Genomic DNA, 25,882 nt, shown 5'->3' on the forward strand with positions numbered 1-25,882 from the left:
CCGCGCGACGACGAAGGAGAACCACGATGAAGTACCTGCTGCTGAAGCACTACCGAGGTGGCCCGGCCCCCGCCGTGGACTACGGGTCGATGGACCAGTGGACGCCGGAGGAGGTCGACGCGCACGTGCGGTTCATGCGCGACTTCGCCGCCCGCCTGGAGGAGACGGGTGAGTTCGTCGACACCCAGGCCCTGACGCCCGAGGGCACGTTCGTGCGGTACGGCGGCGAGGGGCGCCCGCCGGTGACCGACGGTCCGTTCGCCGAGACCAAGGACCTCATCGCCGGCTGGTACATCATCGACGTGGAGTCCTGGGATCGCGCGGTCGAACTGGCCGGGGAGCTGTCCGCCGCTCCCGGGCCCGGCGGCGAGCCCATCCACGAATGGCTCGAGGTCCGGCCGTTCTTCACCGAGCCGCCCACGGTGACCGAGTGAAGGAGTCGCTGCTGCGGGAGCTCGTGCCCGCGGTGATCGGTGTCCTCGTCCGGCGCGGAGCCGACTTCGCGTCGGCCGAGGATGCCGTGCAAGAAGCCCTGATCCGGGCGCTGGAGACCTGGCCGGACGATCCACCGCGCGACCCGAAGGGATGGCTGGTCGCGGTCGCGTGGCATAGGTTCCTCGACGCCGCCCGTGCCCAGGCGTCGCGGCGGGGCCGCGAACTCGCCGTGCGCGCCGAGCCGCCCGCCGGTCCGGCGCCCGCCACGGACGACACGCTGCGGCTCTACTTTCTGTGCGCGCACCCCACCCTGCCGCCGGCCTCGGCCGTCGCCTTGACGCTGCGCGCGGTCGGTGGCCTGACCACGCGGCAGATCGCGACGGCATACCTGGTCCCCGAGGCGACCATGGCGCAGCGGATCAGCCGGGCCAAGCGGCGGATCGCGGGGCTGCCCCTCGACCAGCCCGGCGACCTCGGGACGGTGCTGCGCGTGCTGTACCTGGTCTTCAACGAGGGGTACGGCGGGGACGTCGATCTGGCGACCGAGGCGATCCGCCTCACCCGCCAGCTCGTCGCCTTGACGGGCGAGCCGGAGGTCGCGGGCCTGCTCGCGCTCATGCTGCTGCACCATGCGCGCCGCGCCTCTCGCACCGTTCCGGGAGGTCGCCTGGTGCCGCTCGGTGAGCAGGACCGGTCGCGCTGGGACACCGGCCTGATCACCGAGGGGGTGACGATTCTGCAGGCCGCGCTGGCCCGCGACCGGCTGGGCGAATACCAGGCGCAGGCCGCGATCGCCGCCCTGCACGCGGACGCCCGGACCGCCGCCGAGACGGACTGGGTGCAGATCGTGGAGTGGTACGACGAACTGGTGCTCCTCACCGGCAGCCCGGTGGTGCGGCTCAACCGCGCGGTGGCGGTCGGCGAGGCCGACGGACCCCGGGCCGGCCTGGCGGCGCTGGCCGACGTGAGCCCCGACCTGCCCCGTTACGCCGCGGTGACGGCATACCTGTACGAACGCGCCGGTGACCTCGAGCACGCCGCCGAGTTGTACGCCGAGGCCGCCCGCGCCGCCACCAGCGTGCCGGAGCGCGACCACCTCACTCGGCAGGCCGCACGGGTGCGGCAACTGCTGCGTCCGTGAGTGCTGCGTCGCCCGCCGTAACAGCCACCGACCACGCTCCTGCCGCCGTTCGGGTTCCGTTCCGCGGGTTGCTGCGGACGAACCTGGTCGCCACGGTCCTCGCCGCGGCGGCGACCGAAGCGTTCACCGCCCTCGTCCGGGCCGCGGGCGTACACCTCGCGGTCGGCGACCCCGGCGGCAGTGCGTCCAGCGTCGTACCGGTCAACTTTGGGGCGTGCGCGATCGCCCTGGCGATGGTCATGGTCCTCGGCATCGGCCTCGCCGCCTTGATCAACCGGCGCTCGTCCCGCCCGGCCCGCGCCTACACCATCGCGACGAGCGCGCTCGTGCTCGTCTCCCTCGCCGCTCCGCTGATCGCCGCGGCCACCTCGACCGGGGACCAAGCTCACGCTCGTCGCCGCCCACCTCATCGCGGCCGCCGTCATCATCCCCCTGGTCCGCCGCCGCCTTGAGGGCAACCGCGGCCGAGCGCCCCTTCTACCCGCAGACCCGCGTGGACGCCGTCGTCATCCCCCACGCCGGGCACGCGATCAACCTGCACCGCAATGCCGCCATGGCCTACCGCAGCATCATCACCTGGACCGATCGCGTCCTCGCCACCCGGGCATCCGCCGAATAGGGACAGGCCGCACCACAAGAGACCCGTGCCGTGGCCATGGTCGGTGTCTGCGGCCGGGCCCGGAATGTCCTGGGTCGTCGTAGAAAGGAGCAGCATGGAACAGCGTCGGCCGCTGGGTTATTGGTTGAAGCTCCTCGACCAGCTCATCGAGGAGAACCTCAACCGGGTGCTCGCCGTGGAAGGGCTTCACCGTCGCCACTGGCAGACGATGAACCTGCTCGCGCCGGGGTCCAACTTCGACCGCGCGGCGATGTGAGGTACGCCACCGACTCCTGGATGTCACAGAACGACGGCGACCGGCATCTGGTGCGTGTGGCACAGTCGACAGCGAACAGGCAGGAGCCGGCCATGAGCGAGCACAGCAAGCCGACGGACACAGCAGACCCGCTCGCCGACGGCGACCGAACGGACGCCGCCACCGAGGCGTTCGTGGCCCATCGCAACCTGCTGTTCACCGTCGCGTACGAGATGCTCGGCTCGGCCGCCGACGCCGAAGACGCCCTACAGGAGACCTGGCTGCGGTGGACGGGCGTCGACCTCGACACGGTGCGGGATCAGCGTTCCTACCTGGTGCGGATCACCACCCGCCAGGCACTCGGCCGGCTGCGTACGCTCCGCCGCCGCAAGGAGTCCTACGTCGGGCCCTGGCTGCCCGAGCCGTTGCTGACGGCGCCTGATGTGGCCGAGGACGTGGAGTTGGCCGACAGTGTCTCGATGGCGATGTTGCTGGTGCTGGAGACGCTTCAGCCGACCGAGCGGGCGGTGTTCGTGCTGCGCGAGGTGTTCGACCTGGACTATGACGAGATCGCCGAAGCCGTCGACAAGAGCCCGGCCGCAGTCCGTCAGATCGCCCACCGGGCACGCGTCCACGTCGCCGCCCGCCGGCCACGCGGAGCCGTCTCCGCCACCGAGACCCAAAACGCCCTCCAAGCCTTCCAACGGGCGATCGAGACGGGCGATCTCCAGCGCCTGCTGGACATCCTCGCGCCCGACGTCGTCCTGCTGACCGACGGCGGCGGCGTCAAGCAGGCAGCGCTCGAGCCCATCATGGGCGCCGAGGCGGTGGCTCCCGTGCTGGGCAGGATCTCCGCCGTGGTGTCGCTGCAGTCGACACAGGTCAACGGCTACCCGGCGCTGGTGCTGCGGATGGGCGGAGAGATCGACACCGTCATGGCGGTGCGCATCGACGAGGGCCTCATCACCGGCCTCTACGCCGTACGCAACCCCGAGAAGCTGTCGCACATGGAGCAGGAGACCGCCCTGCGCCGCTGAACCCGGGGTCCCGGAAACACGTGCGCGAACAGCGCCTCCGCCCGCACGTCGCCGCGGCGAAGTCCTCCTCCGGCGTGTTCCGCTGGTGACGCCGAGGTGTCAGGAGGGGTCCGCGGGGGTCGCGCGGTATGCCCGCAGGAAGGTGTCGACGGCGGCGGCCGCCACGGCACGGGTCTCCGCGGCGCTCACCTTCCGGCTGCCCAGTTGGGAGCGGGTCTCCATCGGACCGGTGAGCAGCGCGAGGAACTGCTCCGCCGCCTGCGTCGGGTCGCACGGGCGCAGGTGCCCGGACAGGCACAATCGCGCCAGCCGGTCGGCCAGCCCCTCGGCGAGCCGGCCGGACGTGCGCCGATGCACGACCTCGATCACGTCAGGGAAGCGGTTGAGTTGGGCGTAGGCGAGCCGCCGTAGGGCGCGGGAACGCTCGTCACAACAGATCCGGAGCATGCGGTAGGCGACGTCCTCCATGGTGGTACGGAGGTCGTCGCCGGCGTCACGCATCCGGTCGACGACAGCGAGGTTGTCCGCCATGACGGCGTCGGCCGCGGCCTCGATCGCGTGCCGGAACAGGTTCTCCTTGTCGCTGAGGTGGTTGTACACGGTCGGCTTGGCGACGCCCGCCACCTCAGCGATCTCCTGCACACACGCCTGCTCGTAACCACGACGGGCGAAGACGGTGAAGGCGGCGTCCAGGATCGCCACCCGTTTGTCGATCCGGCCACGCGGGGCCGACCGCTTGGTGGAAGCCGTATCCGTCACCCTCACAGGCTACCAATCAGGACGATCCACTGAACTGACCGGTTCACCATCCCGGCGATCATGTGTATCGTTCAGATCAATAAAGTGAACCCATAAGTTCAAAAGGAGAGAGATCCATGATCGTCAACCTGCTGCGATTCGCGTTCCGGGACGGGACGTCCGACGAGGAGAGAGCCGAGGTGCTGGCCGCCATGCGGCGTACGGCGACGGTCGAGTCGGTGTCCTTCTCGACCGTCGGACAGGACCTGGGAGATCCGGCGGAGGGCTACACGCACGTGTACTGCGCCGCGGTCGAGGATCTCGCGGCGCTCGAGCGTTACATGTACGACCCGGTGCACCTGGAGGGCGACCACCTCATCATCCCGCGCCTGGCGCGGCTGTCCGCAGTGCGCTTCTCGGACGACCCCGACCCGGAGTTGGCGGCGAAGATCGTGGCCATGCATCTGAAGAAGGTCGCGACGTACCCCGAGTGGGGCGAGTTGCTGAACGCGATTCCGGACGTACAGGTCGCCTGACCGGGCAGAGCGGCAGGGCCGGTCGTACCTCCGGATCACGCGGGATCGAGGCGACGGCCGGCCCGCCGTCGCCGCTACGCCACGGTCAGGACGCCCGGCAGATCCTGGCGGCCCGCCGCGACTTCGACGAGCGCAGCGCCGCGGATCCGGCCCCGGTCAACTGACACGCCCTACAGCCCGCGCTCTCTCCCGTTACCAGGGAAGAGTGCCCTCGGCGTCGAAGTAGCCGCCGGTCGGGCCGTCGGGGCCCACCTGCGCCATGCGCACGATGATCTCGGCGCCCACCTCCACCGTCTGGATACCCGTGTGACCGTTCAGGTCGGTGGCGGTGTAACCGGGCTCGACGGCGTTGATCCGCATGTTCGGGAACGCCTTGGCGTACTGCACGGTGACCATGTTGAGCGCGGTCTTCGACGCCGGGTAGGCGACTCCCGGGTACGCGTACGTCGGCGTGCCCTCGGCGGTGACCGCGCTCAGCGAGGCCAGGCCGCTGCTGACGTTGACCACGACCGGGGCCGCGGACCGCTGCAACAGCGGCAGGAACGCGTGGGTGACGCGAACAACGCCGAAGACGTTCGTCTCGAAGATCTCCCGCATGATGCCCGCGGTCACCTCCGCGGCGCCGACCACTCCCCCGTCCTGCGTCCGTCCTTCGATGCCGGCGTTGTTGACCAGTACGTCCAGGCCGCCGTCGGCCTCGATCGTCTTGGCCGCCGCGGCGACGGACGCGTCGTCGGTGACGTCGAGGAGGACCGCCCGCGCGCCCAGCCGCTCGGCGGCCCGGCGTCCACGTTCGGCGTCCCGGCTGCCGATGTAGACGGTGTGGCCCGCGGCGATGAGTCGACGGGCGGTCTCGTGACCGAGCCCCTTGTTCGCTCCTGTGATCAGTGTTGTCGTCATGTCTCCAGGCTGCCGCCGCGTGCGGGAGACACCCAGCCGTCCCGTCTTCCTGGGACCACCGGTACCAGGCAGGTCCTCGGCCGGCCGTGCACACTGGTGGGCATGACCACGACGGAGTTCGGGCGGACGATGCACCGCTGGCGCGACCGCGTCTCCCCCGAGGTCGCCGGGCTGCCCGCCGGTGGGCAGCGGCGCGCGCCCGGCCTCCGCCGCGAGGAACTGGCGCTGCTGGCCGGGATCTCCGTCGACTACGTCACCCGCCTCGAACAGGGCCGCGCGGCCAACCCGTCCGCGCAGGTCGTCGAGGCCCTCGCCCGGGCCCTGCGGCTGTCGGGCGACGAGCGGACCCACCTGTTCCGCCTGGCCGGGCTGGTACCGCCGGGCCCCGACACGGTACCCGCGTACATCACCCCGAGCGTCCAGCGGATGCTGGACCGGCTGGCCGGGACGCCCGTGGCGGTCTACGACGCGTCGTGGACGCTGCTCGTGGCCAACCCGCCGTACGCGGCCTTGATGGGTGACCCGTCCGGCTGGCGGGGCAACGAGCGCAACGGCGTGTGGCGGAACTTCCTCGGCCACGAGGGCCGGACCCGGCAGACGCCGGAGTCCCGGCGCGCGTTGCAGGCCGCTCTGGTCGCCGACCTGCGCGCGACCGCCGGCCGCTATCCGGGCGACCAGCGGCTCCGGCGGCTGGTGGCGGACCTGTGCGCGCACAGCGAGCGGTTCGCCGAGCTGTGGGACTCCGGTGCCGTCGGCCGCCACGAGGCCGCGCGCAAGACGATCGACCATCCGCAGGTAGGCGCCCTGACGCTGGACTGCGACGTGCTCACCGTGACGGGCAGCGGCCTGCACATCATGATCTACACGGCCGAGCCCGGCACCGAGGACGCCGAACGCCTGGCCCTGGCCATCGTGCTGGGCACTCAAGCACTCGTCGGCTGATCGCCACTGCGCTGCGGGGCCGTGGCCTCCCCCGTCGGTCAGCCCGGTTCGGCGGCCGCCAGCAGGACCTTGAGCAGGTCCTGTGGCGCGTCCCGCATGAGGTTGTGCCCGCCGTCCAGCGCGTACGTCGTCCACGCGGGGTCCTCACGGAGCCGCCGGTAGACGGGCGTGAACGGGGAGGGCCCGGCCCACCCGGCCGCGTACACGTAGACCCTGCGCCGGAGGTGCGCCAGGTCGCCGGTGAGCCGCAGGGGCTGCATCAGTGAGGCGAGCGGATGGGGTGTGGCCCGCGTGTCGAAGAACGGCAGCGGCCGTACGCCGTAGCCGGTGTCGGTGACGTCCGTGTACCACCGCCGCTCCTGGTCGGTGACCAGTGACCAGCAGGAGTCGCCGTTTCCGGGCACCATGGCGTCCAGGAAGACCAGGGTCCCGACCCGGTCGGGCGCGCGGTCGGCCATCCCGGTGATCACCATTCCCCCGTAGCTGTGGCCGACGAGCACCGCGTCCTCGATGTTCTCCGCGGCCAGCACGCCGATGCCGTCCTGGATGTGCGTATCCAGGTTGACTCCGCCGTGCAGCAGATGACCGCGCTCGGCGAGCCCGGTCAGCGTCAGCGGGTGGACGCGGTGCCCTTCCGCGCGAAGCCGCTCGGTGAGCTCCTCGAAACACCAGCCCCCATGGCACATGCCGGGGATGAGGACGTATGTCGCCACAGTCGTGCTCCTTCATGACCGAACCCAAAGATCGAACCGATCGGTACGATCATTGAATGATAGCCACGATCGAACCGGTCGGTACTATCCATGCATGCCGGTTCCCAAGGGCTCGACCATCGACCCGGCGCGAACTCGCGCCGCCATCCTCGAAGCGGCCACTCCGGTGCTGTACGAGCGCGGCCTCGACGGCATCGGCGTCGCCGAGCTGTGCACCCGTATCGGGGTGTCCAAGGAGACGCTCTACCGGCACTTCGGCACCAAGGACGGGCTGGTGCGGGCGATGCTCGAGGAGCGGAGCGAGCGGGTGACCCGGTGGCTGGCCGACGCCGTCGCGGCCGCCGGGCCGGACCCGGCCCGCCGGCTCACCGCGGTGTTCGAGGCTCTGCAGCAGTGGTACGACGATCCGGTCTTCCGCGGTTGCGCGATGCTGAACGCCGCCGCCCAGCACCACGTGGAGGCCGTACGCGCTATCACGGCCCGTCATCTGGACGGCTACCTGGAGCTCCTCACCGGCATCGCCGAGCTGGCCGGAGCCGCCGATCCGCAGGCCCTGGGCCGGCAGTTGCTCATGCTGGTCGAAGGCGCGACGGTCATGGCCGCCCACCACGATGCCGCCGACGCGGGTGAGCACGCCCGTCAGGCCGCGCTCACCCTCCTGTCCGCCGCCTCCCACGGCGGCTGACCGGCCTCGGTCAGCCGCCGCAGAGCTCGGCGAAGCGCCGGGCGCTGATGTTGCCACCGGAGACGATCACACCGACCCGCGGCGGGATCGGGGCGATACGGCCGGCCAGGAGGGCAGCCAGCGGCGTCGCGCCGCTCGGCTCGATGACGATCTTCATGCGTTCGAAGGCCAGCCGCATCGCCTCGCGGATCTGGTCGTCGGTGACCAGGGCGATCTCGTCGACCAGCCGCCGGTTGATGGAGAAGGTCAGCTCGCCCGGGATGTCCGCGGCCTGGCCGTCGGCGATCGTGCGGGGCACGGGGATGGACACGCGCCGGCCCGCCTCCAGGGACCGCTTGGTGTCGTCCCCCTCCTCCGGTTCCACGCCGATCACGCGGATCGCCGGGGTGAGACCCTTGGCGGCCGTCGCGCTGCCGGCGATCAGTCCGCCGCCGCCGACCGGGACCACCAGGGCGTCGAGTTCGCCGACCTCCTCGATGAGTTCGAGCGCGGCGGTGCCCTGTCCCGCGATGACGTGCGGATGCTCGTAGGGCGGGATGAGCGCCAGGCCGCGGTCGGCCGCCAAGGCCTCGCCGATGGCGACCCGGTCGCCGGTGTAACGGTCGTACGTGACGATCTCCGCGCCGTATCCGGCGGTGGCGTCCATCTTCGACTTCGGGGTGTCCTCGGGCATGAGGATCACCGCGGTCGTCCCGAGTTCGCGCGCGGCGAGGGCGACGGCCTGGGCGTGGTTGCCCGAGGAGTACGCGGCGATGCCCTTGGCCAGCCGCTCCGGCGTCAGCCGGGAGGCGGCGTTGTAGGCGCCGCGGAACTTGAACGCGCCGATCCGCTGCAGGTTCTCGCACTTGAGGAAGACCTCGGCGCCGACGAGCGCGTCCAGGGTGCGGGAACGCAGCACCGGGGTACGGTGCGCGACGCCCTCGATCCGGGCGGCGGCCGAACGGACGTCTTCCAGGGTCACCGGGGGTGTGTCGGTCATGCTCCGTCTTTCTGCGAGGCGATGGCACCGGGCTCGGCGCCGTCGGGCGAGGCCGCGGTCCGGGCCTCGGCGAGATGGTCGTAGGTGGACGCCCGGGAGATGCCGAGCCGGGCGGCGACCTGCCGCGCCACCCCGCGTACGGCGGGGATTTTAGACCTCAGTGGATCGGGAGGAGGGCGCCGCGTTCCTCGGCGGGGCGGGGTCCGAAGATCCGCCGGTCGGCCTCGGCGATGCGGACGTCGTTGATGCTGGCCTCGCGGCGGCTCATCAGACCCTCAGGCGTGAACTCCCACAGCTCGTTGCCGTAGCTGCGCCACCACTGACCGGTCGGGTCGTGGCATTCGTACTGGAAGCGCACCGCGATCCGGTCGCCGCGGAATCCCCACAGCTCCTTGCGGAGGGCGTAGTCGAGTTCCCGGTCCCACTTGTCCCGCAGGAAGGCGATGATCGCGGACCGGCCCGTGACGAACCGGTCGCGGTTCCGCCAGACCGAGTCCTCGGTGTAGGCGAGCGCCACGCGTTCGGGATCACGGGTGTTCCAGGCGTCCTCCGCGGCCTGGACCTTCTCCAGCGCGGTCTCCAGGGTGAACGGCGGGAAGGGTGGTCGTGCGGTCACGGGAGCCTCCTCGAGCGGTCGGACACGTCTCCTCTAACGAACGTAGCTCCTGAAATCCGTTAGAAACGCTGACGTCCACCTTCACCGCCGATAAGCCGGTGCACCTGTTGAAGGACCTTCGCTCGCCCATCGGGAGGTGCACCTGCGGGAGAAGACGCTGCGAGTGCGCCATCAGCATGAGGCGATGCCCGTGATGCCGAAGCCGGCGCCGTGGAAGGCGACGTGAGCCCGGTGGGTCACCCCCATGAACCGGTAGGTGACGTCTTGTGACACCGCGGTGGCGACGTTGTCGTGATCGTTCGGCCCTGGACATACCTTGGGTCGCAGAACGGAATACTAGGCGTCGGCCCTCCTTTTCGCGCGGGTCCACCCTTTGGACTGATGGCGGCAGCCGGGCTCGTCCGCCGGCCGCGGGCATGGTGGGATTGGGCGATCATGGAACGCGAGTCAGCCGTCGGCCTGGTGGACATCCCCGGCGGACAGGTCGTGCTGCGGGACGAGGGCACGAAGCGGAGCTGGGAGGTCGAGGTCGCGGCCTTTCGGCTCGCCGCTCACACGGTGACCTGGGACCTGTACCGGGAGGTACGCGGCGAAGGACCGGTGGTGGACGCCCGGCCGCGCACGCCGGTCACCGACGTCTCCTGGAGGGAGGCCGTCGAGTTCTGCAATCGCCTCTCCCGGGCGGCGGGGCTTCGACCGTGCTACTCCGGAGGCGACGACGTCGACGGGCAGGACGTCGTCTGGGACCGCGACGCCGACGGTTACCGGCTCCCGACCGAGGCGGAGTGGGAGTACGCCTGCCGGGCCGGGACCACGGGCGTCCGGTACGGCGAGCTGGCCGAGATCGCCTGGTACCGCGCGAACTCCGGCGGCGTGGTGCACGAGGTCGGGGCCAAGAAGCCGAACGCCTGGGGTCTCCACGACATGATCGGCAATGTGTGGGAGTGGTGCTGGGACCTCTACGACCCCGCCGTCTACGGCCCGTACCGCGTCTTCCGCGGCGGGGGCGCGCACGACCGCACCTGGGGTTGCCGGGCCTCGTCCCGGCGCAAGAGCCACCCCACCTTCCGCATCGACGACCTCGGGTTCCGCCTCGCCCGGTCACGGTGAACCCCGGTACTCGATCCGGGTTCCGCCCTACCGGGCTTCGTGGCCGGCCGTCACGCGCCGGCCCGGCGGGCCAGCAGGTAGGCGCGGCGGGTGTCCACCTCACCGGCGTAGGGCACGCGCTCGGCGCGCGTCTCGACCGTGAATCCGGCCGCCTCCAGCGCCCCGGCCACCTCGGCGGGTTCGAGGAACCGGAAGTCGATGTCCACCGAATGACCCCACCACTCGTCCAGATGCCGGATCTCCGTGCCGATGTGGAAGGACAGCAGGAACAGCCCGGCGGGGCGCAACGCCCGATGGACCTGCTCGAAGGCGCGGGACAACTCGGTGGGGTGCAGGTGGGTGATCGAGTAGAACGCCACGGCCGCGCCGAACTCACCGGCCGCGGACGGAGTCGTGGTCTCCATGATCTTCCACGGCCGACAGCATCGCACGAGGCTCGCACGGCGGGAACCGCAGGTGCGGAACCGGTCGGGGTCCGCGGGCACGGACCAGGCCGGTGTCAGGAGGCGGTGTCCGGAGCCTCCTCCATCCTGCCGAGCATCTCGCCGAGCCACGCCCGCTCGGCCGATGTGGTGGCCCGGGCGATGTGCTGGATACCGGATCGAAACGGAGACGTGAGCTCGTCCTGGCGCAACACGCGGTCGTCGTGGACGAAGAACCCGCGTCCCGGGTCGTCCAGGAACTCCAGACGCCGGCGGAGCACCGTGGCCTGCGCCCGCATGGACGGCAGCAGATGCAGGAAGGCCAGCAGGACGAAGTACTTGTTGCGGTCGGTGATCTCCAGCTCGTCCGGTTCGGTGAGGCGACGCCGGAGTTCGGCCTGTCCCTCATCGGTCAGCTCGAAGACCTGACGTGCCGGTCCCCCTGAGCCGGGTTCGGAACGGCGCGTCACCAGGCCCTGCCGCCGCAGCCGCTGCAGCGCGGGGTACAGGGAGCCGTCGCTGACCGGCCGTACGTGCCCCACCAGCACGGTGATCCGCTTGCGCAGCTCGTAGGCGTGCATCGCGTGCTCGGAGAGGAATCCGAGGATCGCGAGTTCGAGGATGACGCGCACCTCCCGACGGGCGCTCGGCCGCGCGGTCGCACGGGACAGGACGCCGAACGCCATGATGGCCGCCAGTACGACCCCGGCCGCCGCCGACTGTAGCGATGATAGGTGCTCGCCCAGGACGATCGCCCCGAGGAGGACGGAGACCACCGGCGCGGCGAAGGAGACGAGGGAGGCGCGTACGGCGCTCACTCGCTGCATGAGGACGGTGTTGGCGAGCCAGCCCAGTCCGGAGCACACGACGCCGAGGAGGACGGTGGCCAGCCACGGGCCGGGCCGCCAGGTGACCCGGGACAGGTGCGCGGCGGCGAACGGGGAGGCCATGACGGTCGCCACCGTCATCTGCGCACAGGTGAGGGTGAGCGCGTCGTCGTGCCGGAGGCGGCCGCGTACGAGCAGGTTGCCGGCCGCGTAGCTCACCGCGGCGGCCAGCGGAAGCACCGACCAGACGGTGAACCCGCCGGGCGCGCCGGTCGTCAGCAGTGCTGTCCCTCCCAGTGCGACGGCCAGGCATGCCGCCTGGCGCGGGCGCAGGCGCTCTGCGGGCAGCAGGACGTGAGTGCCGACCGCGATCCAGATCGGCGTGCCGGCCAGGAGCAGCGCCGTCACGCCGCTCGCCACATGGTGTTCGCCCAAGGTGATCAGGACGGACGGGAGTGCGGCGCTGCACAATCCGACGGCGAGCATCTCACCCGGCTTGGCGCGCAGCAGCCCGGCGACGTCGGCGACCGACCGCGCCAGACCGCGACGCATGGCCATGACCGTCAGGAGGGTCAGGCCGGCGAGCGCGAAGCGGACGAAGGTCAGCAGATCAGCGGGCAGAGCACGCCCGGCGATGGAAATCAGCAGGAACGGGACGCCGAGCGTCAGCGTCACCCACAGGCCGATCAGGCCGGTCGACCATCGGAAGGACACGGAAAGTAGATTAACTCGATTCGAGGTAGTCCGCGATACCGCCGATCGGCCTGATGCGAGAAATCGCGCGGGCCGGAAAACCGGTTGCCGGGCGGACCGGACGGCGGGCAGGATCCGCACATGACCACGACCAGTGCCGTACTGCCGCCGACCGCCGCCGTCCGACCGGTGCGGGTCCAGCGGCAGCAGGGGCGACCGTGGAGGCCGATCACCGTACGGCCGTGATCGCCGCGCTGGTCGCGGGACTGCTCGCCGGCTACGGCATCGCGGTCCCCGTCGGAGCGGTCGCCGCCTACCTCATCACGCTGACCACCCGGACGTCCTTGACGACCGGCGCGTGCGCCGCGCTCGGCGTGGCCACCGCCGACGGCCTGTACGCGCTGGTCGCGACGGTGGGAGGCTCCGCCGTCGCCGCCGCGATCCGGCCGGTGCTGGCCCCGCTGCGCTGGTGTTCGGCCCTCGTGTTGATCGTGCTGGCCGTCCGGGGGCTGGTCGGGACGGTGGCCCGTCACCGTGAGCGCCTGACCCAGGCTCGGCCCGCCGGGCCGCCGACGAGTCCCGGCCGGGCCTACCTGGGACTGCTGGCGATCACGATGCTGAACCCCACCACCATCGTCTACTTCACGGCGCTCGTGCTGGGCGGCCAGAACACGGTGGCCGCCGACCAGCCGCGGCGGGCGGTGTTCGTCCTGGCCGCCTTCGCAGCGTCCGCGAGCTGGCAGCTACTGCTGGCCGGCGGCGGTGCGCTCCTCGGCCGGGTGCTGACGGGCGCCCGGGGACGGCTCGTCACCGCCCTCGTCTCCAGCCTGGTGATGACCGCCCTGGCCCTGAACCTGCTCATCACCTGACGCCGAACCCTCGGCGGGCCGGTGTCCTCCGGCGGATCATGACGGATACCCGGCCGTACCCTTCACCTCATGACCGGGCGAAGCGAGGCAATCGATCGGCACAGCACCTTGGTCATGGGGCCGACGAAGGAGGTCCCATGACCGAACTTGGCGAGCGGGCGGGGCTCCGCTCCGTCGACCTTGCGCGCCTGGCGGGTGTCTCGACACAGCAGATCCGCAACTACGAGGAGGCGGGCATCCTCCCGCCCGCGACGCGCACCGCAGCCGGCTACCGCCGGTTCGAGGACCGGCACCGCTGCGCTCTGCTCACCTACCGGACGCTCCTGAGCGGGTACGGCCACCGTGCCGCTCAGGCGATCATGCGTGCGGTGCACGCCGGGGACCTGCCCCGGGCGCTCACCCTCGTGGACGCCGAGCACGCGGCGCTGCACCGGCACCGGTCGTCCCTCGACACGGCGAGCGAGGCCCTCGAGGCGCTGGCCCGCCAGGCGCCCGACGTGGAGCCTGCGCCGCGTTCGGGTCTGAGCATCGGTGAGGTCGCCGCGCGCATCGGGGTGCGCAGCTCCGCGCTCCGCGTGTGGGAGGCCGAGAGGTTGCTCACCCCCGCACGCGACCCGATCACCGGATATCGCCGGTTCGGCACCGCCGATCTACGGGACGCGCGTCTGATCGCCGTCCTTCGTCAGAGCCGCTATCCCCTATCGCGGATCCGGGCGGTCCTCGACGACCTGCGCCGTACGGGGAGCGGCGAGGCGCTGAGCACGGCACTCAATGAACGCCGGGACGCCCTGAATCGGCAGGCGACGGCCATGCTCGACGGCTCGGGTCGCCTGTACACCTACATCACCGCCGGGCGGCCACACCCCGACGAGGGTTCCCCGTAGCACCGGCCGCGCCGGCACGGCGGCGGGCCGGCGCGCGCGAACACGTCGTCGAGCTCGGCCGGGCCACCGGCTCGGTACGGCTCCGCCCGTCGCCGTTCCGGCGGCGGGCGGGACGCACCATGCCGTTCACTCCTGCCCGGACATCGTGCCGAACCGCTCTTCCAGTCGCTCGATCCGCGCGACGAGCGGCTGCAGCTGCCGCTGTACGGCGGCGGCCAGGGCCTGGGCGGGATCGGCGGCGGAGGTCTGGGCGCGCAGGTGCACGTAGCCGGCCAGCGCGGCCGTGACCGCGCGCCGGGTGAGCCGGGGGTCGGCGCCCAGCGACCGCAGGACGCGGCCGGCCGTGCCCTCGGGCTCGGCGACCAGCCCGAGCAGCAGGTGCTCACAGCCGACGTAGTTGTGCCCGAGCGCCGTCGCCTCGGTCACCGCCAGTTCGAGCGCGCCGGCGGCGGCGACGCTGAAGCGCATCGAGGAGTCGTCGTCCGCCCCGCCGGGCTCGGCGTCCGTGTTCCGTTCGAGGTCACGCTGGAGCCGGGCAGGGTCGATGTCGATGGCGCGCAGCACGTGCAACGCGAGGTTCCCGCCCTCGGCGACGATGCCGGCCAGCAGGTCCGCCGTGCCGACGTTCGGACGTCCGCCTGTGGACGCCCGATCGGTGGCCAGCTTGATCGTGGTGCGGGCCCGTGGGGTGAACGAGGGCAGCCGGTCGCTCAGGTCGTCCGATGACAGCTCGCCCAGCGCCGTCTGGCGGATCGCGGTGACCCGTCGCACGGCCTGTTCCAGGGCTCGCTGGCAGATCGCGGAGACCGGCACGTCGGCGTTCTTGACGGCTTCGGCGAGTTCGTCGGGCAGGTACACGTTGATCTTCGGCACGGCCGGTCCTCAGGTCGGGAACGCGATGACCCTCTCTCTTATACCCCCGTTGGGGTCATGCGTATATAACCCCATCATTCGATGGACGCCTCGGGGGTCGCCCGGCATCGGAACGAAAAGTCGCGGTAGCCGGTGGTCCGGGTTGACGCATGCCGATATGGGCATATGATTGGACCATGGCACGAGCAGCGACGACGTCGGACGTCTTCAATGCGATCGCCGAGCCGCAGCGCCGGGAGATCCTGATGCTGCTGCGGGCGGGTGAGCGGCCGGTGACCGAGTTGGCCCGGGAGCTGGGGATGACCCAGCCGGGGGCGTCCAAACACCTGCGGGTGCTCCGGGAGGTCGGGCTGGTGCGGGACCGCAAGGCAGGCAAGCAGCGCCTGTACGGCCTGGACGCCCGTGGGCTGCGAGCGGTTCACGAGTGGACCGGCGGTTTCGAGCGGTTCTGGAACGAGAGCTTCGACCGGCTGGACGCGTACGTGCAGGACCTGAAGCAGGCAAGGCAGGAGGAATAGCTGATGAGCGCAATGGGACGAGGAGCGCCGGCGCAGTCCGCGACGGCCGACCGCGAGATCGTCATCTCCCGGGTCATCGACGCCCCACGAGAGCTGGTGTTCGAGGCGTTCACCGAGGTCCGGCACCTGTCGCGATGGTGGGGCCCGGACGGGTTCACCACCACCACGCAGTCGTTCGAGTTCCGCGTCGGCGGGGAGTGGGACTTCGTGATGCACGGACCGGACGGGACGGACTACACCGAGTGGATCTCCTGGACCGAGATCGCCCCGCCAGAGCGGATCGCGCTGCTGCACGGTGAGTCCCGCGACGACCCGAACGCCTTCGAGTCGGTTCTCACGTTCGCGCCCGACGGTGCGGCGACCCGGATCGAGATGCGCACGGTGTTCCCCACCAAGGAGCTGCGCGACGAGGCGGCCGAGAAGTACCACGCGATCGAGGGCGGCCGGCAGACCCTGAGCAACCTGGCTGCCTACGTCACCGAGATCGTTCGGAAGGGAGCGGAAGGCTGATGTCCGGGAAGGTGTTCTTCAGCGTGTCGATGTCGCTGGACGGGTTCATCGCTCCCGAGTCCATCGAGGACTTGATGGGGCAGCGGTGGATGGAACTGCAGCGGTGGATCTTCCCGCAGCGGTTCTTCCGGGAGAACCTGAAGCTTGGCAAGGGCGGCGAGGAAGGGCGCGACAACGACATCGTGCGGGAGACGTTCGAGCGCACCGGCGCGAGCGTGATGGGCAAGCGCATGTTCGACGGCGGCGAGCATGCGTGGCCGGAGGAGCCGCCGTTCCACACGCCGGTCTTCGTCGTGACACACGAGAAGCGTGACCCCTGGGAGCGGCCGGGCGGGACCACCTTCCACTTCGTCAACGACGGCATCGAGACCGCGCTCGACCAGGCCCGCGAGGCCGCCGGCGACCGCGACGTCCGCATCGCGGGCGGCGGCGCGACGATCCTGGAGTACGTGAACGCCGGCCTGATCGACGAGTTCTCGATCGCGCTGTCGCCCGTACTGTTCGGCTCCGGAATCCGCCTGTTCGAGGGCGTGGACGCGGGCCGCGTGGCCCTGGAGCCGGTCCGCGCGGAGCCCTCTCCGAGGGTGACGCACCTGACCTACGCCGTCCGGAAGCGGTAGGCGCACGGCGGACACGAAGGAACCCCCATGCGGCCGGCACGCGGACAAGGTCCGTCCGTCCTCGGCTGGAGGCGGTCCGAGTAGGTCGTCCTGCATCGTTGGCGCGGCCAATGAATCCGTGTATCGTTGGCGTAGCCAATGTTGGGCGTTCCAATGAAAGGAATGTCGTGTCCACGGATACTCTGATCGCCGACCGTATCGAGATCGCCGACCTGTTCACCCGCTTCGCACTCCTGCTCGACGAGAAGCGGTGGGAGGATGCGGACACCGTCTTCAGTGACGATGTGGCGGTGCACTCGCCGCGCGGGGGCGAGCTCCGCGGCATCGACAAGGTTGTCGGCTTCATGCGCCGGGGTGAGGTCGAGGGGCAGCACGCCCAGCACACGACCACTGACCTTCTGGTGGACGTCGACGGCGACCAGGCGGCCGCCTCGGCGAACTCGCTCGTGTACTACTACCGCGACGGCCAGGCGCCCCACTTCACAGGCGGCCTGCGACTGGCCGGCACCGCAGTGCGGACGCCGGTGGGCTGGCGCCTCCGCGAAGTGCGGATCACGCCCGTCTGGACCCGCGAGAACTGATCTCTTTCCGGGACGCCGGCTCGCCGATCAGCGATGCCCGGCGCTCAGCCGGCGGCGCGGTCGCCGACGGCGCGGCGCCGCGCCGAGACGTCGGTCAGCGCGGGCGAGCGCCAGGCGCCGTCCGCGCGGTACAGGTCGGTTCCGGGCGGCACGATCTCGTCGATCCGATCGAGCGCCGCGTCGTCGAGGGTGAGGTCGGCGCCCTTGAGCGTGGCCTGCAGCTGCTCCATCGTCCGGGGGCCGATGATCACCGAGGTGACGGCCGGGTGCGCGACCGGGAAGGCGACGGCGAGCTCGGGCAGCGTGCAGCCGAGATCGGCGGCGAGCTCGATGAGCCGCTCGACGGCCTCGTACTTCGCGGCGTTCTCCGGGAGGGCGGGGTCGAACCGGGCGGGCGTCAGCGCGGCACGGCCGCTGGACAGGTCGGCGGAACCGTCGTTGCGGTACCGGCCGGTCAGGAAGCCCGAGGCGAGCGGGCTCCACGTCAGCACGCCCATGCCGAGCCGTCGGCAGGTCGGCAGCACCGACGCCTCGATCCCCCGGGCGAGCAGCGAGTACGGCGGCTGCTCGCTGCGGAACCGTCCCAGGCCGCGGCGCTCGGCCACGTGGTGGGCCTCGACGATCTCCTCGGCCGGAAAGGTGGAGCAGCCGAAGGCCCGGATCTTGCCCTGGCGCACCAGGTCGGTCAGCGCGGACAGCGTCTCCTCGACGTCGGTGCTGTGGTCGGGACGGTGGATCTGGTAGAGGTCGATCCAGTCGGTGCGCAGGCGGCGGAGGCTCTCCTCGACCTCCTTGATGATCCAGCGTCGTGAGTTGCCGCCCCGGTTGGGTCCCTCCCCCATCGGGAAGTGCACCTTGGTGGCCAGCACGACGTCGTCGCGGCGGCCCTTCAGGGCCTTGCCGACGATCTCCTCCGACTCCCCGGCGGAGTACATGTCGGCGGTGTCGACGAAGTTGATCCCCTGGTCGAGGGCCGCGTGGATGATGCGGGCGCACTCGTCGTGGTCGGGGTTGCCGACGGCACCGAACATCATGGCGCCCAGGCAGTGGACGCTCACCTGGATGCCGGTGCCGCCGAGAACGCGATAGCGCACGATCATGCTCCTTGTCAGGGTGGGACGACGGCGATCCCCCATGACGGTGGTCGCGACGCGGCCGCGGCCCCGCCGCCCGTACGGGGCCGGTGGTGCCGCACCGCCCCGTACCTTAGGAGCTGGAGTCGGCTCTAGATCAAATCCCGAGCGTGCGCGAACTCGGGCTGCCCGAGGGCCTGGCGCGGACTGCTCGGACCCTGCCTATGTGGCTCTACGTGAGGTCGGCGAGGAGACCGTCGAGGGCCTGGGTGAGGGCTTCGGAGTTGGCAGGGGTGAACCACGTGGTGCGGATGCGCTCGTTGTTTCCCTTCGGGGTCTCGTGATCGGCCGCGAGCTGCTGCAGGGTGCGGGTCTCGTCGCTCAGGGAACGACCCACCTCCCGGAAGAGGCCGCGGACGTAGCGGTCCGCGTCGCCGGCGGCGATGCCGTGGCCGACGGCCCATGACGTGAGCGTGGCGAGATACCGGTAGTGGGTGGTCAGCGTCCCCGTCACCGCGGAGAAGACGTTGAAGGCCGTCTCGTCCGCGACCGGGAGCGCCCCGCCCAGGTGCTCGAACAGGGAGTCCACCACCGGGTGGGACGGGTACGTCACCGTGACGGAGCGGCGTTCGCGTATGGCGGGCAGGGGGATGGCCCGTACGAGCGGGGCGTCGGTGGCCAGCGTCCGGCGCAGGTCGTCGTTCTCGACGCCGGACATCACGTTGATCAAGATCTTGTCATCGGCCACCGTCAAGCCGGCGAGCGCTTCGTGCCGGTTCTGACGGCGCACGGCGATGATCACTATCTCGGAGCGGTCCACCACCGCCTGGTTGTCGGGACACACCCGCACGCCCTCGTGACGCTGGGACAGCTCCGCGACCGTGCGGGCTCCTCGAGGGGAGAGGAAGACCTCGGGCGCATCGTCGCCCTGGTAGTACAGGCCGTCCACGATGGCCCGGCCGATCTCGCCTACCCCGATGATGCCGATGCGCTTCACCGTGTCCTCCTCCGTGGTGCGCGGTGGTCGTGACCCGTGTCGGTCTCGGTCGAGTCCGTGTCGAAGGCGCCGTTCGCCATGGGTCTCATTGGTCGATCATGCGGATGCCGTGGTCGCCGTACCGGGATCCTTGGGCGCCGGTGGTGGGAACGGCGGCGTCGATGTGGGCGAGGTCGGCCGTGGTCAGGCGCAGGTCGAGTGCGGCCAGGTTGTCGAGCAGGTGAGGCCGGCGGGCGCTGCCGGGGATGGGGACGATGTCGCTGCCGCGGGTGAGGAGCCAAGCGAGGGCGATCTGGGCGGGAGTGGCGTTCTTGGTGATGGCGAGTGCCGTGATGGCTTCGACGATGGCGAGATTGGCCTTGAGGTCATCGCCGTTGTAGCGGGGGGCGGTCGCGCGGAAGTCGCCGCTTTCGTACCGCGTGGTGGCACGGACGGCTCCGGTGAGCAGGCCACGGCCGAGGGGGCTGTAGGCGACCAGGGCGGCGCCGAGGTCGCGGAGTGTGGGCAGGATGTCGTTTTCGACATGGCGTTCCCACAGTGAGTACTCGGTCTGGACGGCGCTGATCGGGTGGATGGCGTGGGCGCGGCGGAGGGTGGTGGCCGAGACTTCGGACAGGCCGATGTGGCCGACCTTCCCCTGGGCGACCAGGTCGGCCAGGGCGCCGACCGACTCCTCGATGGGGATGGCGGGGTCGATTCGGGCGAGGTAGTACACGTCGATGCGATCGGTGCGGAGCCGCCGCAGGGACGCTTCGCAGGCGCGGCGCAGATCGTCGGGTGCACCGGCGGGGACCAGCCCGCCGGCGGTGCGCCGGACGCCCGTCTTGGTGGCCAGCACGACGCGGTCGCGGTGCGGGGCGAGGGTCTGGCCGAGAAGTTCCTCGTTCGCTCCGTCGCCGTAGAAGTCGCCGGTGTCGAACATGGTGACGCCGGAATCGAGGGCTTCCAGCAAGGTGGCAGCGGCCTCGTGCGGGTCGGCCGGACCGTAGCTGCCGCTCATGCTCATACAGCCGAGGCCGAGTCGACCGACCGCTGGGCCGTCGGCGCCAAGGGTGGTGGTGCGCATCGTTCCTCTCACGGGGGTTTCGGGCGTGAGTCGTCGCCGGGGCTGCTTCCGGAGCCGGCGTCACTCCGGCCGGGGGCGTCTCCACAGCAGCGTGACCGCGAGGAGTCCGGCCAGGCAGGGAGCCATGCCGGCCCAGCCCAGCGCGGGCGGCAGGCCGGTGTCGCCGGAGGTGTCCTTGGTGAGCAGCCCGGTCAGCCCGACGCTTGTGCCGAGCAGGAACATCACGGTCGCGGCGGGGCGGGCCCACCGCTTGCCCGTCGTGACGGCCCAGGTCGTCCCGACCCAGGCGGTGACGCCGAACGCTCCGATGACGGACAGGACGATCAGGTAGGCGGTGACGGCCGCGTCGACACGCGTCTGGCTGTACGTGGGATAGCCGGCCCGGATGTGATCGGCCAGCAGATGGGCGGTGGCGCGGTCGAGGTAGGGGACGATCGTCGCGATGACGGTGAGTCCAAGGCCGGTGTACATCGCCGCGATGGCCCATCGCTTATGACGTGTCTTCGTCATCAGAGTGCTCTCCTTTCGCCTCACGCGGTGAGGGAGGCTCGGAGGAACTCGAGGATCTCCGCGCGCGCGGCCTCGGCCTGGGGCGCCACGCCCGGCAGGCTGAGGAACGCGTGCCCCGCCCCGGGGTACTCGGAGAGCTGCGCGGGTGTCCCGGCCGCTCGCAGTCGTTCGGCGTAGCGGCGGCCGTGGTCGGCCAGTGGGTCGTGGGTCGGCACCACCACCAGCGCCGGGGCCAGCCCTTTCACGCTGTCGGCATACAGCGGCGAGAGCGCCCGAGGATCGGTACCCGATGGAACGGCGAGCCGCTGGAACAGCTGCAGCTGCGGCACGGCGAGGGTCGGGGTGCGGGCGTGCTGCGTGACCGAGACGTGGTCGAACATCGTCCCGGTCACATCGGCTACGGGGTTGAGGAGTACCTGCGCCTTGAGCCGCAGACCGGCCTCCCTGGCCCGGATCGTGGTCAGGGCACTGATCAACGCGCCGCAGCTCTCGCCGAAGACGGCCGTGCGCGCCGGGTCGATGCCCCACTGCGAGGCGTGCCGCACCATGTACCGCAGCACGTCCCACCCGTCCTCGACGGCCGCCGACAGCGGACTGTCCGGGGCGAGGAGGCGATGCTCGACCGAGACGACGACCGCGGGCAGCCGGGCGGCGAGGTGGCTGTTGACCCAGTCGCTTTGCACCGCTGTGCCTACGAAGCCGCCTCCGTGCACGTGGAGCACGAGCGGCAACTCCTCGGCCCGGGCGGCCGCCCTGCCGCCGTTCTCGGCCGCCGGCCGGTATACCCGGACCGGCAGCTCGCGGCCGGGCAGCGCCACCTGCCGCCAGCTGATCGCGGCGCCGGGATCCGGATCCCCGGTGATCGCCCGCGCCGTGCTGGACGCCCGGAAGCGGTTCTCCGCGTCGCGGTAGGCGACCAGCTCCTCGGCCGTTATCGCCGAGAAGTCCGGCTCCGGTGGCCGCGTCACGGCAGTGGCCTCGCTCATGTCTCTTTCTCCCCCTTCCCGGCCGGAGGCCGGGTGTGTCGTGTGGTCACGCATGCCGGGCGTTGCGCAGGTCGTGCGGTTCCGGTGAGGGCGCCCCCTGAGGTTCGACCCGCCGCCAAGCACGTGTCCTTATTATGCACGCGGTGCGTGCAACAGCAAGTGCGTTACCACTTCGCGCGCGGCGGCCCGCCCCATCGGGGCGGACCGCCGCGCCGCGTTCGAAGAGATCCTCGCCGCCCGGCTCACCCAGATCGAGGCCGGGATCTCCTGACGCGCCTCGTCACCCCAGCGAACCCAGCCTGACGACCTGATTGAGGAAGACGACGCCGTCGACCGTGTCGAGCTGAGCCGGATCCAACGGGAAATACGCGAAGTCCTGGGAGACGCGCGGGGCCGGCTTCGTGACGGCCTCGGCCAGGCGGCGGGCGTCGATGAGAGAGTGATCCCACGGGAGCGTGGACAGGATGCCCTCGACGGTGTCCGGCGGCGGGGCGTCGTCGCCGACCGCGCCGAACGCGGAGGCCAGGAAGGCGTACCGGTCCCCCAGGCGCGTCGCGGTGATCGCCCCCGCGCTCCACCACTCCAGCGACTGGTCGCCGAACGACATGACGCTCTTGTTCCGCTGCAGGTGGAGGTTGGAGGCGAAGACCAGGGCCGGGCCGTGCTCGGCGACGGCACGCAGGTTGGCGGCCATCATCGCGGTCCGCAGGGTCGACAGCCGGGTCCACCGTTCCGGGGACGCGTCGGCCAGCCAGTAGTGGTAGCGGAGCAGGCCGGTGGCGGTGCGCGCGTACAGTGCCCCCCGGTCCCTCTCCTCCGCGCTCAGCCGCGGCGCCTGCGTGTCGAGCAGCGCCGCCAGGTCGTCGGCGATCAGTCGCAGCCGCTGGGCGTCGGCGGACTGGCCGATCGACTGGGACGCATCCATGGCCGTGGCCTCGTTCGACCACCGGTCGTCCGGGCCCAGCAGCGCGTCGAGGGTTTCCCGGGTGCAGGGAAGCGGGCCGTCGAGGAGGGCGTGGAGGGCGGTGAGCGCCTGGCGCGGGCTCTCGGCCCAGTACTCCAGAGGGCCATCGAAGCCGAAGAACCGCAGCTTTTCGTCATGCTCCTCGTTGTACGCGCGCATCCAGCGCACGAGCTCGCGGTTGGCCGGTGCCGTGCCGAAGCGGTGGCTGAAGCCGCGTTCCATGACGTCGTCCAGCGTGCCCGCGCCCGTCGTGATGTGGTCGTCCACCACGAGGCCCATCAGGCAGTCGCTCTCGATGGCGAACGAGCGGTAGCCCTCGTGCTCGACCAGCTGCCGGAAGATCTCGTTGCGCAGCTCGCCCAGCTCCCCCACGAAGTGTCTGGCCTCGCCCAGACCGAGCAGCAGAGGCCTGGCGGGAAGCGACCGGAGGAACGCCGAGATGCCGGTGCCATCGAGCGGCCAGGCCGTGTCCTTGATGTCCATTCCCTAAACGGTATCGTTGAACTCTCGATGTAAACTTTTCCGGAAAATGCCTGCTTTGATCGCGATGAACCTTCAATCGGTGATGCATCCATGAGGCCAGTGGACCTGGCGCGCGAGCACGGCCTGTCCACCCAGGCGGTCAGGAACTACGAGGAGGCCGGCATCCTGCCCGCCGCCGAACGCACCGTCCACGGCTACCGCACCTATACGCCGCTGCACGCGCGGGCCCTGGGCGCGTTCCTCGCCCTCCTGCCCGGGCACGGTCACCAGACGGCCACGTCGATCATGCAGGCGGTCAACCGGGGCGCCACCGAGGACGCGCTGCGGCTCATCGACGAGAGCCACGGCCAGCTCCTCGACGACCGCCGCACCCTCCAGGCCGTCGAAGCCGCGCTCCGCGATCTGGCGCCCGTGCCGCAGGAACGCGGCGACACGTTCATCGGCCCCCTGGCCAGACGGCTCGGCCTCCGCCCTGCCACCCTGCGCAAATGGGAGAGCGCCGGGCTGGTCCGGCCACGCCGCGATCCGCAGACGGGCTACCGGATCTACAGCGCGGCCGACGTACGGGACGTCCGGCTGGCCCACCAGCTCAGGCGGGGCGGCTACCTGCTGGAGCAGATCGCCCCGCTGATCGCTCAGGTCCGCTCCGCCGGAGGCGTCGCCCCGCTGGAGGCGACCCTGCGCGACTGGCAGGCCCGCCTGTCCGCCCGGGGCCGCGCCATGCTCAAGGGCGCCGCCGACCTGGACGCGTACCTCCGCGCCCGCGAGCCCTGAGGCCGAGGTCGTTCCGTGCTCGACCGCGAGGGCACCGCGTCGCCTCCCGTCCGGGACGCCGCTCTCCGGCCGGGGTGTGTACGTGCAGTGCGCTCAGGCGGGAGTCAGCGCGGTGCGGAGCCGGTCGACGATGACGGTCCGGGCGGCCCTGCCCTCGGGCGTCGGGGTGAGCGGGTAGACGTGCACGAGACCCGGGGCCTCATGGAACTCCAGGTCGACGCCCGCCTCGGTGGCCTTGCCCGCCAGGACGCGCGCGTCCGGGTTCAGGATGTCGCGGGTGCCGCAGAACAGCGTCACCGGACCCAGCCCGCGCAGGTCGGCGCTGAGCGGGCTGACCCGCGGATCGGTGATGGGCAGGTCGCCGCGCCAGTGTTCGGCGAAGACCCGGCCGCCTTCGCGCCCGAGCCACGGGTCGCTGGGCTGCACCGCGTCGATGTCCGGGTTGGCGAATGTCAGGTCGAGCGCGGGCGAGATGAGCACGGTCCGTGGCAGTGCCACCTGATGCCGGTCGCGCAGGAACACCGCGGTCGACAACGCGATCTGCCCGCCCGCGGAGTCTCCGGCCAGGCACGCGGCTCCGTGCTCGGCCCGACCGGCGAGGACGAGCTCGGCCACGCGCCGGACGACCTCCCCCGCGGTCCCGTACGGCACGAGGGGGTAGATCGGCAGAACGACGGTCGTCCCCACCTCGGCGGCGACCTGCGCGGCGAGCCGCCAGTGCTGGGAGACGATCTCGTTGACCCACCCTCCCCCGTGCGCGTAGACCAGGCACCCACGGGGAGCGCGACCTTTCGGGGCGAGGCGGTAGACGGGCCACCCCTGCGACCGCTCGACGGACACCGTCACGTCCGCGCGAAGGCGGCGCGGCGGTCCGTACGGCTGCGGGCGGAGCGTGCGCTCCTCGAGGTGGTCCCGTGCCCCTTCGGCCGTGACGTACAGGCGGTTCATCCGCCTGACGCGGACGTATCCGGCCACCAGCCGGCTGCGTGCGCTGACCACCGTTCCCGTGTCCTTTCCGGTCCGCCGCTTCGCGTCGCGGTCCTCAGTGGTGCGGGGCGTCCGGCGGGATACCGGGGCCCCGGTAGGGCAGGGTCTGGCTGTACACCACGTTGGTCGTGGTGCTGCCGAACTGCGCCAGCTCGTCGACGAGGCGTTCGAGGTGGGCCATGGACCCGGCGGCCACCTTGAGCGTGTAGCAGTCCTCCCCGGTGGTCCGCAGGCACTCGAGGACCTCGGGGCGTCGCTCCAGCAGCCGGTGCAGCGGCTCGTGCCGGCTGCCGGGATATTTCAGCCGTACGACCGCCAGGACCGCGTAGCCGACCTTCGTCAGGTCGACCTCCGCGCGGTAGCCCGTGATGACGCCCAGGGACTCCAGCCGTCTGACCCGCTCCGTCGCCGCCGAGGCGCTGAGGCTGACCCGGCGGCCGAGTTCGGTCAGGGGGACGCGGCCGTCGCGCTGCAGCTCCGCCATGATCGCCCAGTCGGTCTCGTCGAGATCCTCGGCCATCCGGCGAATATAGCGGGATATCAACGGCGACAGTCCTCA

Annotated in this window: 34 protein-coding genes; 17 read left to right on the forward strand and 17 right to left on the reverse strand. The window is 71.1% G+C overall.

Translation table 11 applies throughout. The features are described 5' to 3' along the window. The first annotated feature begins 26 nt into the window (after positions 1 to 26). The 6 genes from ABD978_RS03550 (at position 27) to ABD978_RS03575 (ending at position 3,467) form a co-directional block, all read left to right on the forward strand. Positions 27 to 434: a YciI family protein gene (locus tag ABD978_RS03550; RefSeq protein WP_345348159.1), complete on the forward strand. Its 408-nt coding sequence runs from the start codon at positions 27 to 29 to the stop codon at positions 432 to 434. After that, positions 431 to 1,576 (forward strand): RNA polymerase sigma factor, encoded by a 1,146-nt coding sequence (locus tag ABD978_RS03555; RefSeq protein ID WP_345348162.1) that lies wholly within the window; start codon positions 431 to 433, stop codon positions 1,574 to 1,576. Before ABD978_RS03550 ends, ABD978_RS03555 begins: the two co-directional genes overlap by 4 nt. A 68-nt stretch (positions 1,577 to 1,644) precedes the next feature. Further along, positions 1,645 to 2,028 carry a DUF6069 family protein gene (locus ABD978_RS03560; protein ID WP_345348165.1) on the forward strand — a complete coding sequence of 128 codons (384 nt, stop codon included), beginning with the start codon at positions 1,645 to 1,647 and terminating at the stop codon, positions 2,026 to 2,028. Continuing rightward, positions 2,025 to 2,195 carry a hypothetical protein gene (locus ABD978_RS03565; RefSeq protein ID WP_345348168.1) on the forward strand — a complete coding sequence of 57 codons (171 nt, stop codon included), beginning with the start codon at positions 2,025 to 2,027 and terminating at the stop codon, positions 2,193 to 2,195. The genes ABD978_RS03560 and ABD978_RS03565 overlap by 4 nt, the downstream gene beginning before the upstream one ends. A gap of 94 nt (positions 2,196 to 2,289) precedes the next feature. Continuing rightward, positions 2,290 to 2,451: a hypothetical protein gene (locus tag ABD978_RS03570; protein WP_345348171.1), complete on the forward strand. Its 162-nt coding sequence runs from the start codon at positions 2,290 to 2,292 to the stop codon at positions 2,449 to 2,451. A 92-nt stretch (positions 2,452 to 2,543) separates the two neighbouring features. Next, positions 2,544 to 3,467 (forward strand): RNA polymerase sigma-70 factor, encoded by a 924-nt coding sequence (locus ABD978_RS03575; RefSeq protein WP_345348174.1) that lies wholly within the window; start codon positions 2,544 to 2,546, stop codon positions 3,465 to 3,467. 99 nt (positions 3,468 to 3,566) lie between these two features. Here the strand turns inward: ABD978_RS03575 and ABD978_RS03580 are convergent, their stop codons facing one another. Further along, a complete protein-coding gene (locus ABD978_RS03580; protein WP_345348177.1) occupies positions 3,567 to 4,226 on the reverse strand; it encodes a TetR/AcrR family transcriptional regulator in 660 nt (219 codons plus the stop codon). A gap of 116 nt (positions 4,227 to 4,342) precedes the next feature. Here ABD978_RS03580 and ABD978_RS03585 point away from each other — a divergent pair, with 116 nt between their 5' ends. Then, entirely contained in the window at positions 4,343 to 4,741 is a 399-nt protein-coding gene (locus ABD978_RS03585) for a Dabb family protein (RefSeq protein ID WP_345348180.1), read from the forward strand. 192 nt (positions 4,742 to 4,933) lie between these two features. Here the strand turns inward: ABD978_RS03585 and ABD978_RS03590 are convergent, their stop codons facing one another. Then, the gene (locus tag ABD978_RS03590; RefSeq protein ID WP_345348183.1) at positions 4,934 to 5,641 is read right to left on the reverse strand and encodes an SDR family NAD(P)-dependent oxidoreductase; all 708 of its coding nucleotides are present in this window, start codon (positions 5,639 to 5,641) and stop codon (positions 4,934 to 4,936) included. A gap of 102 nt (positions 5,642 to 5,743) precedes the next feature. Here ABD978_RS03590 and ABD978_RS03595 point away from each other — a divergent pair, with 102 nt between their 5' ends. Then, on the forward strand, positions 5,744 to 6,583 hold the full coding sequence (locus ABD978_RS03595) for a helix-turn-helix transcriptional regulator (protein ID WP_345348185.1): 840 nt from the start codon (positions 5,744 to 5,746) through the stop codon (positions 6,581 to 6,583). 38 nt (positions 6,584 to 6,621) lie between these two features. Here ABD978_RS03595 and ABD978_RS03600 read toward each other — a convergent pair whose 3' ends face one another. Continuing rightward, positions 6,622 to 7,296, reverse strand: a complete 675-nt coding sequence (locus ABD978_RS03600) for an alpha/beta fold hydrolase (RefSeq protein ID WP_345348188.1) — start codon at positions 7,294 to 7,296, stop codon at positions 6,622 to 6,624. A gap of 94 nt (positions 7,297 to 7,390) precedes the next feature. Between ABD978_RS03600 and ABD978_RS03605 the strand changes: the two genes are divergently transcribed. Beyond that, positions 7,391 to 7,981: a TetR/AcrR family transcriptional regulator gene (locus ABD978_RS03605; RefSeq protein ID WP_345348190.1), complete on the forward strand. Its 591-nt coding sequence runs from the start codon at positions 7,391 to 7,393 to the stop codon at positions 7,979 to 7,981. A gap of 10 nt (positions 7,982 to 7,991) precedes the next feature. Here ABD978_RS03605 and ABD978_RS03610 read toward each other — a convergent pair whose 3' ends face one another. Genes ABD978_RS03610 through ABD978_RS03620 form a run of 3 tightly spaced genes read right to left on the reverse strand, consistent with a single transcriptional unit; the run spans position 7,992 to position 9,576 of the window. After that, the gene (locus ABD978_RS03610) at positions 7,992 to 8,960 is read right to left on the reverse strand and encodes a pyridoxal-phosphate dependent enzyme (RefSeq protein ID WP_345348192.1); all 969 of its coding nucleotides are present in this window, start codon (positions 8,958 to 8,960) and stop codon (positions 7,992 to 7,994) included. Continuing rightward, complete coding sequence (locus tag ABD978_RS03615) at positions 8,957 to 9,091, reverse strand: hypothetical protein (protein ID WP_345348194.1); 135 nt, start codon at positions 9,089 to 9,091, stop codon at positions 8,957 to 8,959. Before ABD978_RS03615 ends, ABD978_RS03610 begins: the two co-directional genes overlap by 4 nt. A 26-nt stretch (positions 9,092 to 9,117) precedes the next feature. Then, entirely contained in the window at positions 9,118 to 9,576 is a 459-nt protein-coding gene (locus ABD978_RS03620; protein ID WP_345348196.1) for a nuclear transport factor 2 family protein, read from the reverse strand. A gap of 435 nt (positions 9,577 to 10,011) precedes the next feature. Between ABD978_RS03620 and ABD978_RS03625 the strand changes: the two genes are divergently transcribed. Further along, positions 10,012 to 10,686 (forward strand): formylglycine-generating enzyme family protein, encoded by a 675-nt coding sequence (locus ABD978_RS03625; RefSeq protein ID WP_345348198.1) that lies wholly within the window; start codon positions 10,012 to 10,014, stop codon positions 10,684 to 10,686. 50 nt (positions 10,687 to 10,736) lie between these two features. Here ABD978_RS03625 and ABD978_RS03630 read toward each other — a convergent pair whose 3' ends face one another. Together ABD978_RS03630 and ABD978_RS03635 are read right to left on the reverse strand one after the other, a co-directional pair. Continuing rightward, positions 10,737 to 11,090: a methyltransferase domain-containing protein gene (locus tag ABD978_RS03630; protein WP_345348201.1), complete on the reverse strand. Its 354-nt coding sequence runs from the start codon at positions 11,088 to 11,090 to the stop codon at positions 10,737 to 10,739. A 95-nt stretch (positions 11,091 to 11,185) separates the two neighbouring features. Further along, positions 11,186 to 12,649, reverse strand: a complete 1,464-nt coding sequence (locus ABD978_RS03635; protein WP_345348203.1) for an EamA family transporter — start codon at positions 12,647 to 12,649, stop codon at positions 11,186 to 11,188. Between the two features lie 197 nt (positions 12,650 to 12,846). Here ABD978_RS03635 and ABD978_RS03640 point away from each other — a divergent pair, with 197 nt between their 5' ends. Both ABD978_RS03640 and ABD978_RS03645 read left to right on the forward strand, forming a co-directional pair. Next, complete coding sequence (locus tag ABD978_RS03640) at positions 12,847 to 13,497, forward strand: LysE family transporter (protein WP_345348206.1); 651 nt, start codon at positions 12,847 to 12,849, stop codon at positions 13,495 to 13,497. Between the two features lie 137 nt (positions 13,498 to 13,634). Then, positions 13,635 to 14,381: a MerR family transcriptional regulator gene (locus ABD978_RS03645; RefSeq protein ID WP_345348209.1), complete on the forward strand. Its 747-nt coding sequence runs from the start codon at positions 13,635 to 13,637 to the stop codon at positions 14,379 to 14,381. A 126-nt stretch (positions 14,382 to 14,507) separates the two neighbouring features. Here the strand turns inward: ABD978_RS03645 and ABD978_RS03650 are convergent, their stop codons facing one another. Further along, a complete protein-coding gene (locus ABD978_RS03650; RefSeq protein ID WP_345348212.1) occupies positions 14,508 to 15,254 on the reverse strand; it encodes a Clp protease N-terminal domain-containing protein in 747 nt (248 codons plus the stop codon). A gap of 176 nt (positions 15,255 to 15,430) precedes the next feature. Between ABD978_RS03650 and ABD978_RS03655 the strand changes: the two genes are divergently transcribed. The 4 genes from ABD978_RS03655 to ABD978_RS03670 all read left to right on the forward strand — a co-directional run bounded on the left by ABD978_RS03655 (position 15,431) and on the right by ABD978_RS03670 (position 17,483). After that, a complete protein-coding gene (locus ABD978_RS03655; RefSeq protein ID WP_345348215.1) occupies positions 15,431 to 15,772 on the forward strand; it encodes an ArsR/SmtB family transcription factor in 342 nt (113 codons plus the stop codon). A gap of 3 nt (positions 15,773 to 15,775) precedes the next feature. Beyond that, positions 15,776 to 16,282, forward strand: coding sequence for an SRPBCC family protein (locus tag ABD978_RS03660; protein WP_345348218.1), 507 nt, complete (start codon positions 15,776 to 15,778; stop codon positions 16,280 to 16,282). Next, a complete protein-coding gene (locus ABD978_RS03665) occupies positions 16,282 to 16,902 on the forward strand; it encodes a dihydrofolate reductase family protein (RefSeq protein WP_345348221.1) in 621 nt (206 codons plus the stop codon). Before ABD978_RS03660 ends, ABD978_RS03665 begins: the two co-directional genes overlap by 1 nt. Positions 16,903 to 17,069: 167 nt before the next feature. Then, entirely contained in the window at positions 17,070 to 17,483 is a 414-nt protein-coding gene (locus tag ABD978_RS03670; protein ID WP_345348224.1) for a nuclear transport factor 2 family protein, read from the forward strand. Between the two features lie 44 nt (positions 17,484 to 17,527). Here the strand turns inward: ABD978_RS03670 and ABD978_RS03675 are convergent, their stop codons facing one another. The 6 genes from ABD978_RS03675 to ABD978_RS03700 form a co-directional block, all read right to left on the reverse strand. After that, positions 17,528 to 18,577 (reverse strand): aldo/keto reductase, encoded by a 1,050-nt coding sequence (locus ABD978_RS03675; RefSeq protein WP_345348227.1) that lies wholly within the window; start codon positions 18,575 to 18,577, stop codon positions 17,528 to 17,530. A 211-nt stretch (positions 18,578 to 18,788) separates the two neighbouring features. Next, the gene (locus ABD978_RS03680; protein ID WP_345348230.1) at positions 18,789 to 19,553 is read right to left on the reverse strand and encodes an NAD(P)-binding domain-containing protein; all 765 of its coding nucleotides are present in this window, start codon (positions 19,551 to 19,553) and stop codon (positions 18,789 to 18,791) included. Between the two features lie 85 nt (positions 19,554 to 19,638). Further along, positions 19,639 to 20,619, reverse strand: a complete 981-nt coding sequence (locus ABD978_RS03685; protein ID WP_345348233.1) for an aldo/keto reductase — start codon at positions 20,617 to 20,619, stop codon at positions 19,639 to 19,641. A 60-nt stretch (positions 20,620 to 20,679) separates the two neighbouring features. Next, positions 20,680 to 21,129, reverse strand: a complete 450-nt coding sequence (locus ABD978_RS03690) for a hypothetical protein (RefSeq protein WP_345348236.1) — start codon at positions 21,127 to 21,129, stop codon at positions 20,680 to 20,682. Positions 21,130 to 21,149: 20 nt separating this feature from the next. After that, positions 21,150 to 22,115 (reverse strand): alpha/beta hydrolase, encoded by a 966-nt coding sequence (locus ABD978_RS03695; RefSeq protein ID WP_345348239.1) that lies wholly within the window; start codon positions 22,113 to 22,115, stop codon positions 21,150 to 21,152. Positions 22,116 to 22,395: 280 nt separating this feature from the next. Then, positions 22,396 to 23,562: an erythromycin esterase family protein gene (locus ABD978_RS03700; RefSeq protein ID WP_345348242.1), complete on the reverse strand. Its 1,167-nt coding sequence runs from the start codon at positions 23,560 to 23,562 to the stop codon at positions 22,396 to 22,398. Positions 23,563 to 23,652: 90 nt separating this feature from the next. On the opposite strand from ABD978_RS03700, the gene ABD978_RS03705 reads away from it, so the two are divergent. Then, positions 23,653 to 24,336, forward strand: coding sequence for a TioE family transcriptional regulator (locus ABD978_RS03705; protein ID WP_345348245.1), 684 nt, complete (start codon positions 23,653 to 23,655; stop codon positions 24,334 to 24,336). 93 nt (positions 24,337 to 24,429) lie between these two features. Here the strand turns inward: ABD978_RS03705 and ABD978_RS03710 are convergent, their stop codons facing one another. Beyond that, complete coding sequence (locus ABD978_RS03710; protein WP_345348248.1) at positions 24,430 to 25,335, reverse strand: alpha/beta hydrolase fold domain-containing protein; 906 nt, start codon at positions 25,333 to 25,335, stop codon at positions 24,430 to 24,432. Positions 25,336 to 25,378: 43 nt separating this feature from the next. Continuing rightward, positions 25,379 to 25,843 (reverse strand): Lrp/AsnC family transcriptional regulator, encoded by a 465-nt coding sequence (locus ABD978_RS03715; protein WP_345348251.1) that lies wholly within the window; start codon positions 25,841 to 25,843, stop codon positions 25,379 to 25,381. Positions 25,844 to 25,882 lie beyond the last annotated feature (39 nt).

Origin of the sequence: Actinoallomurus liliacearum (genome assembly GCF_039542035.1) — a bacterium.
In the GTDB taxonomy this organism is placed as follows: Bacteria; Actinomycetota; Actinomycetes; order Streptosporangiales; family Streptosporangiaceae; genus Actinoallomurus; species Actinoallomurus liliacearum.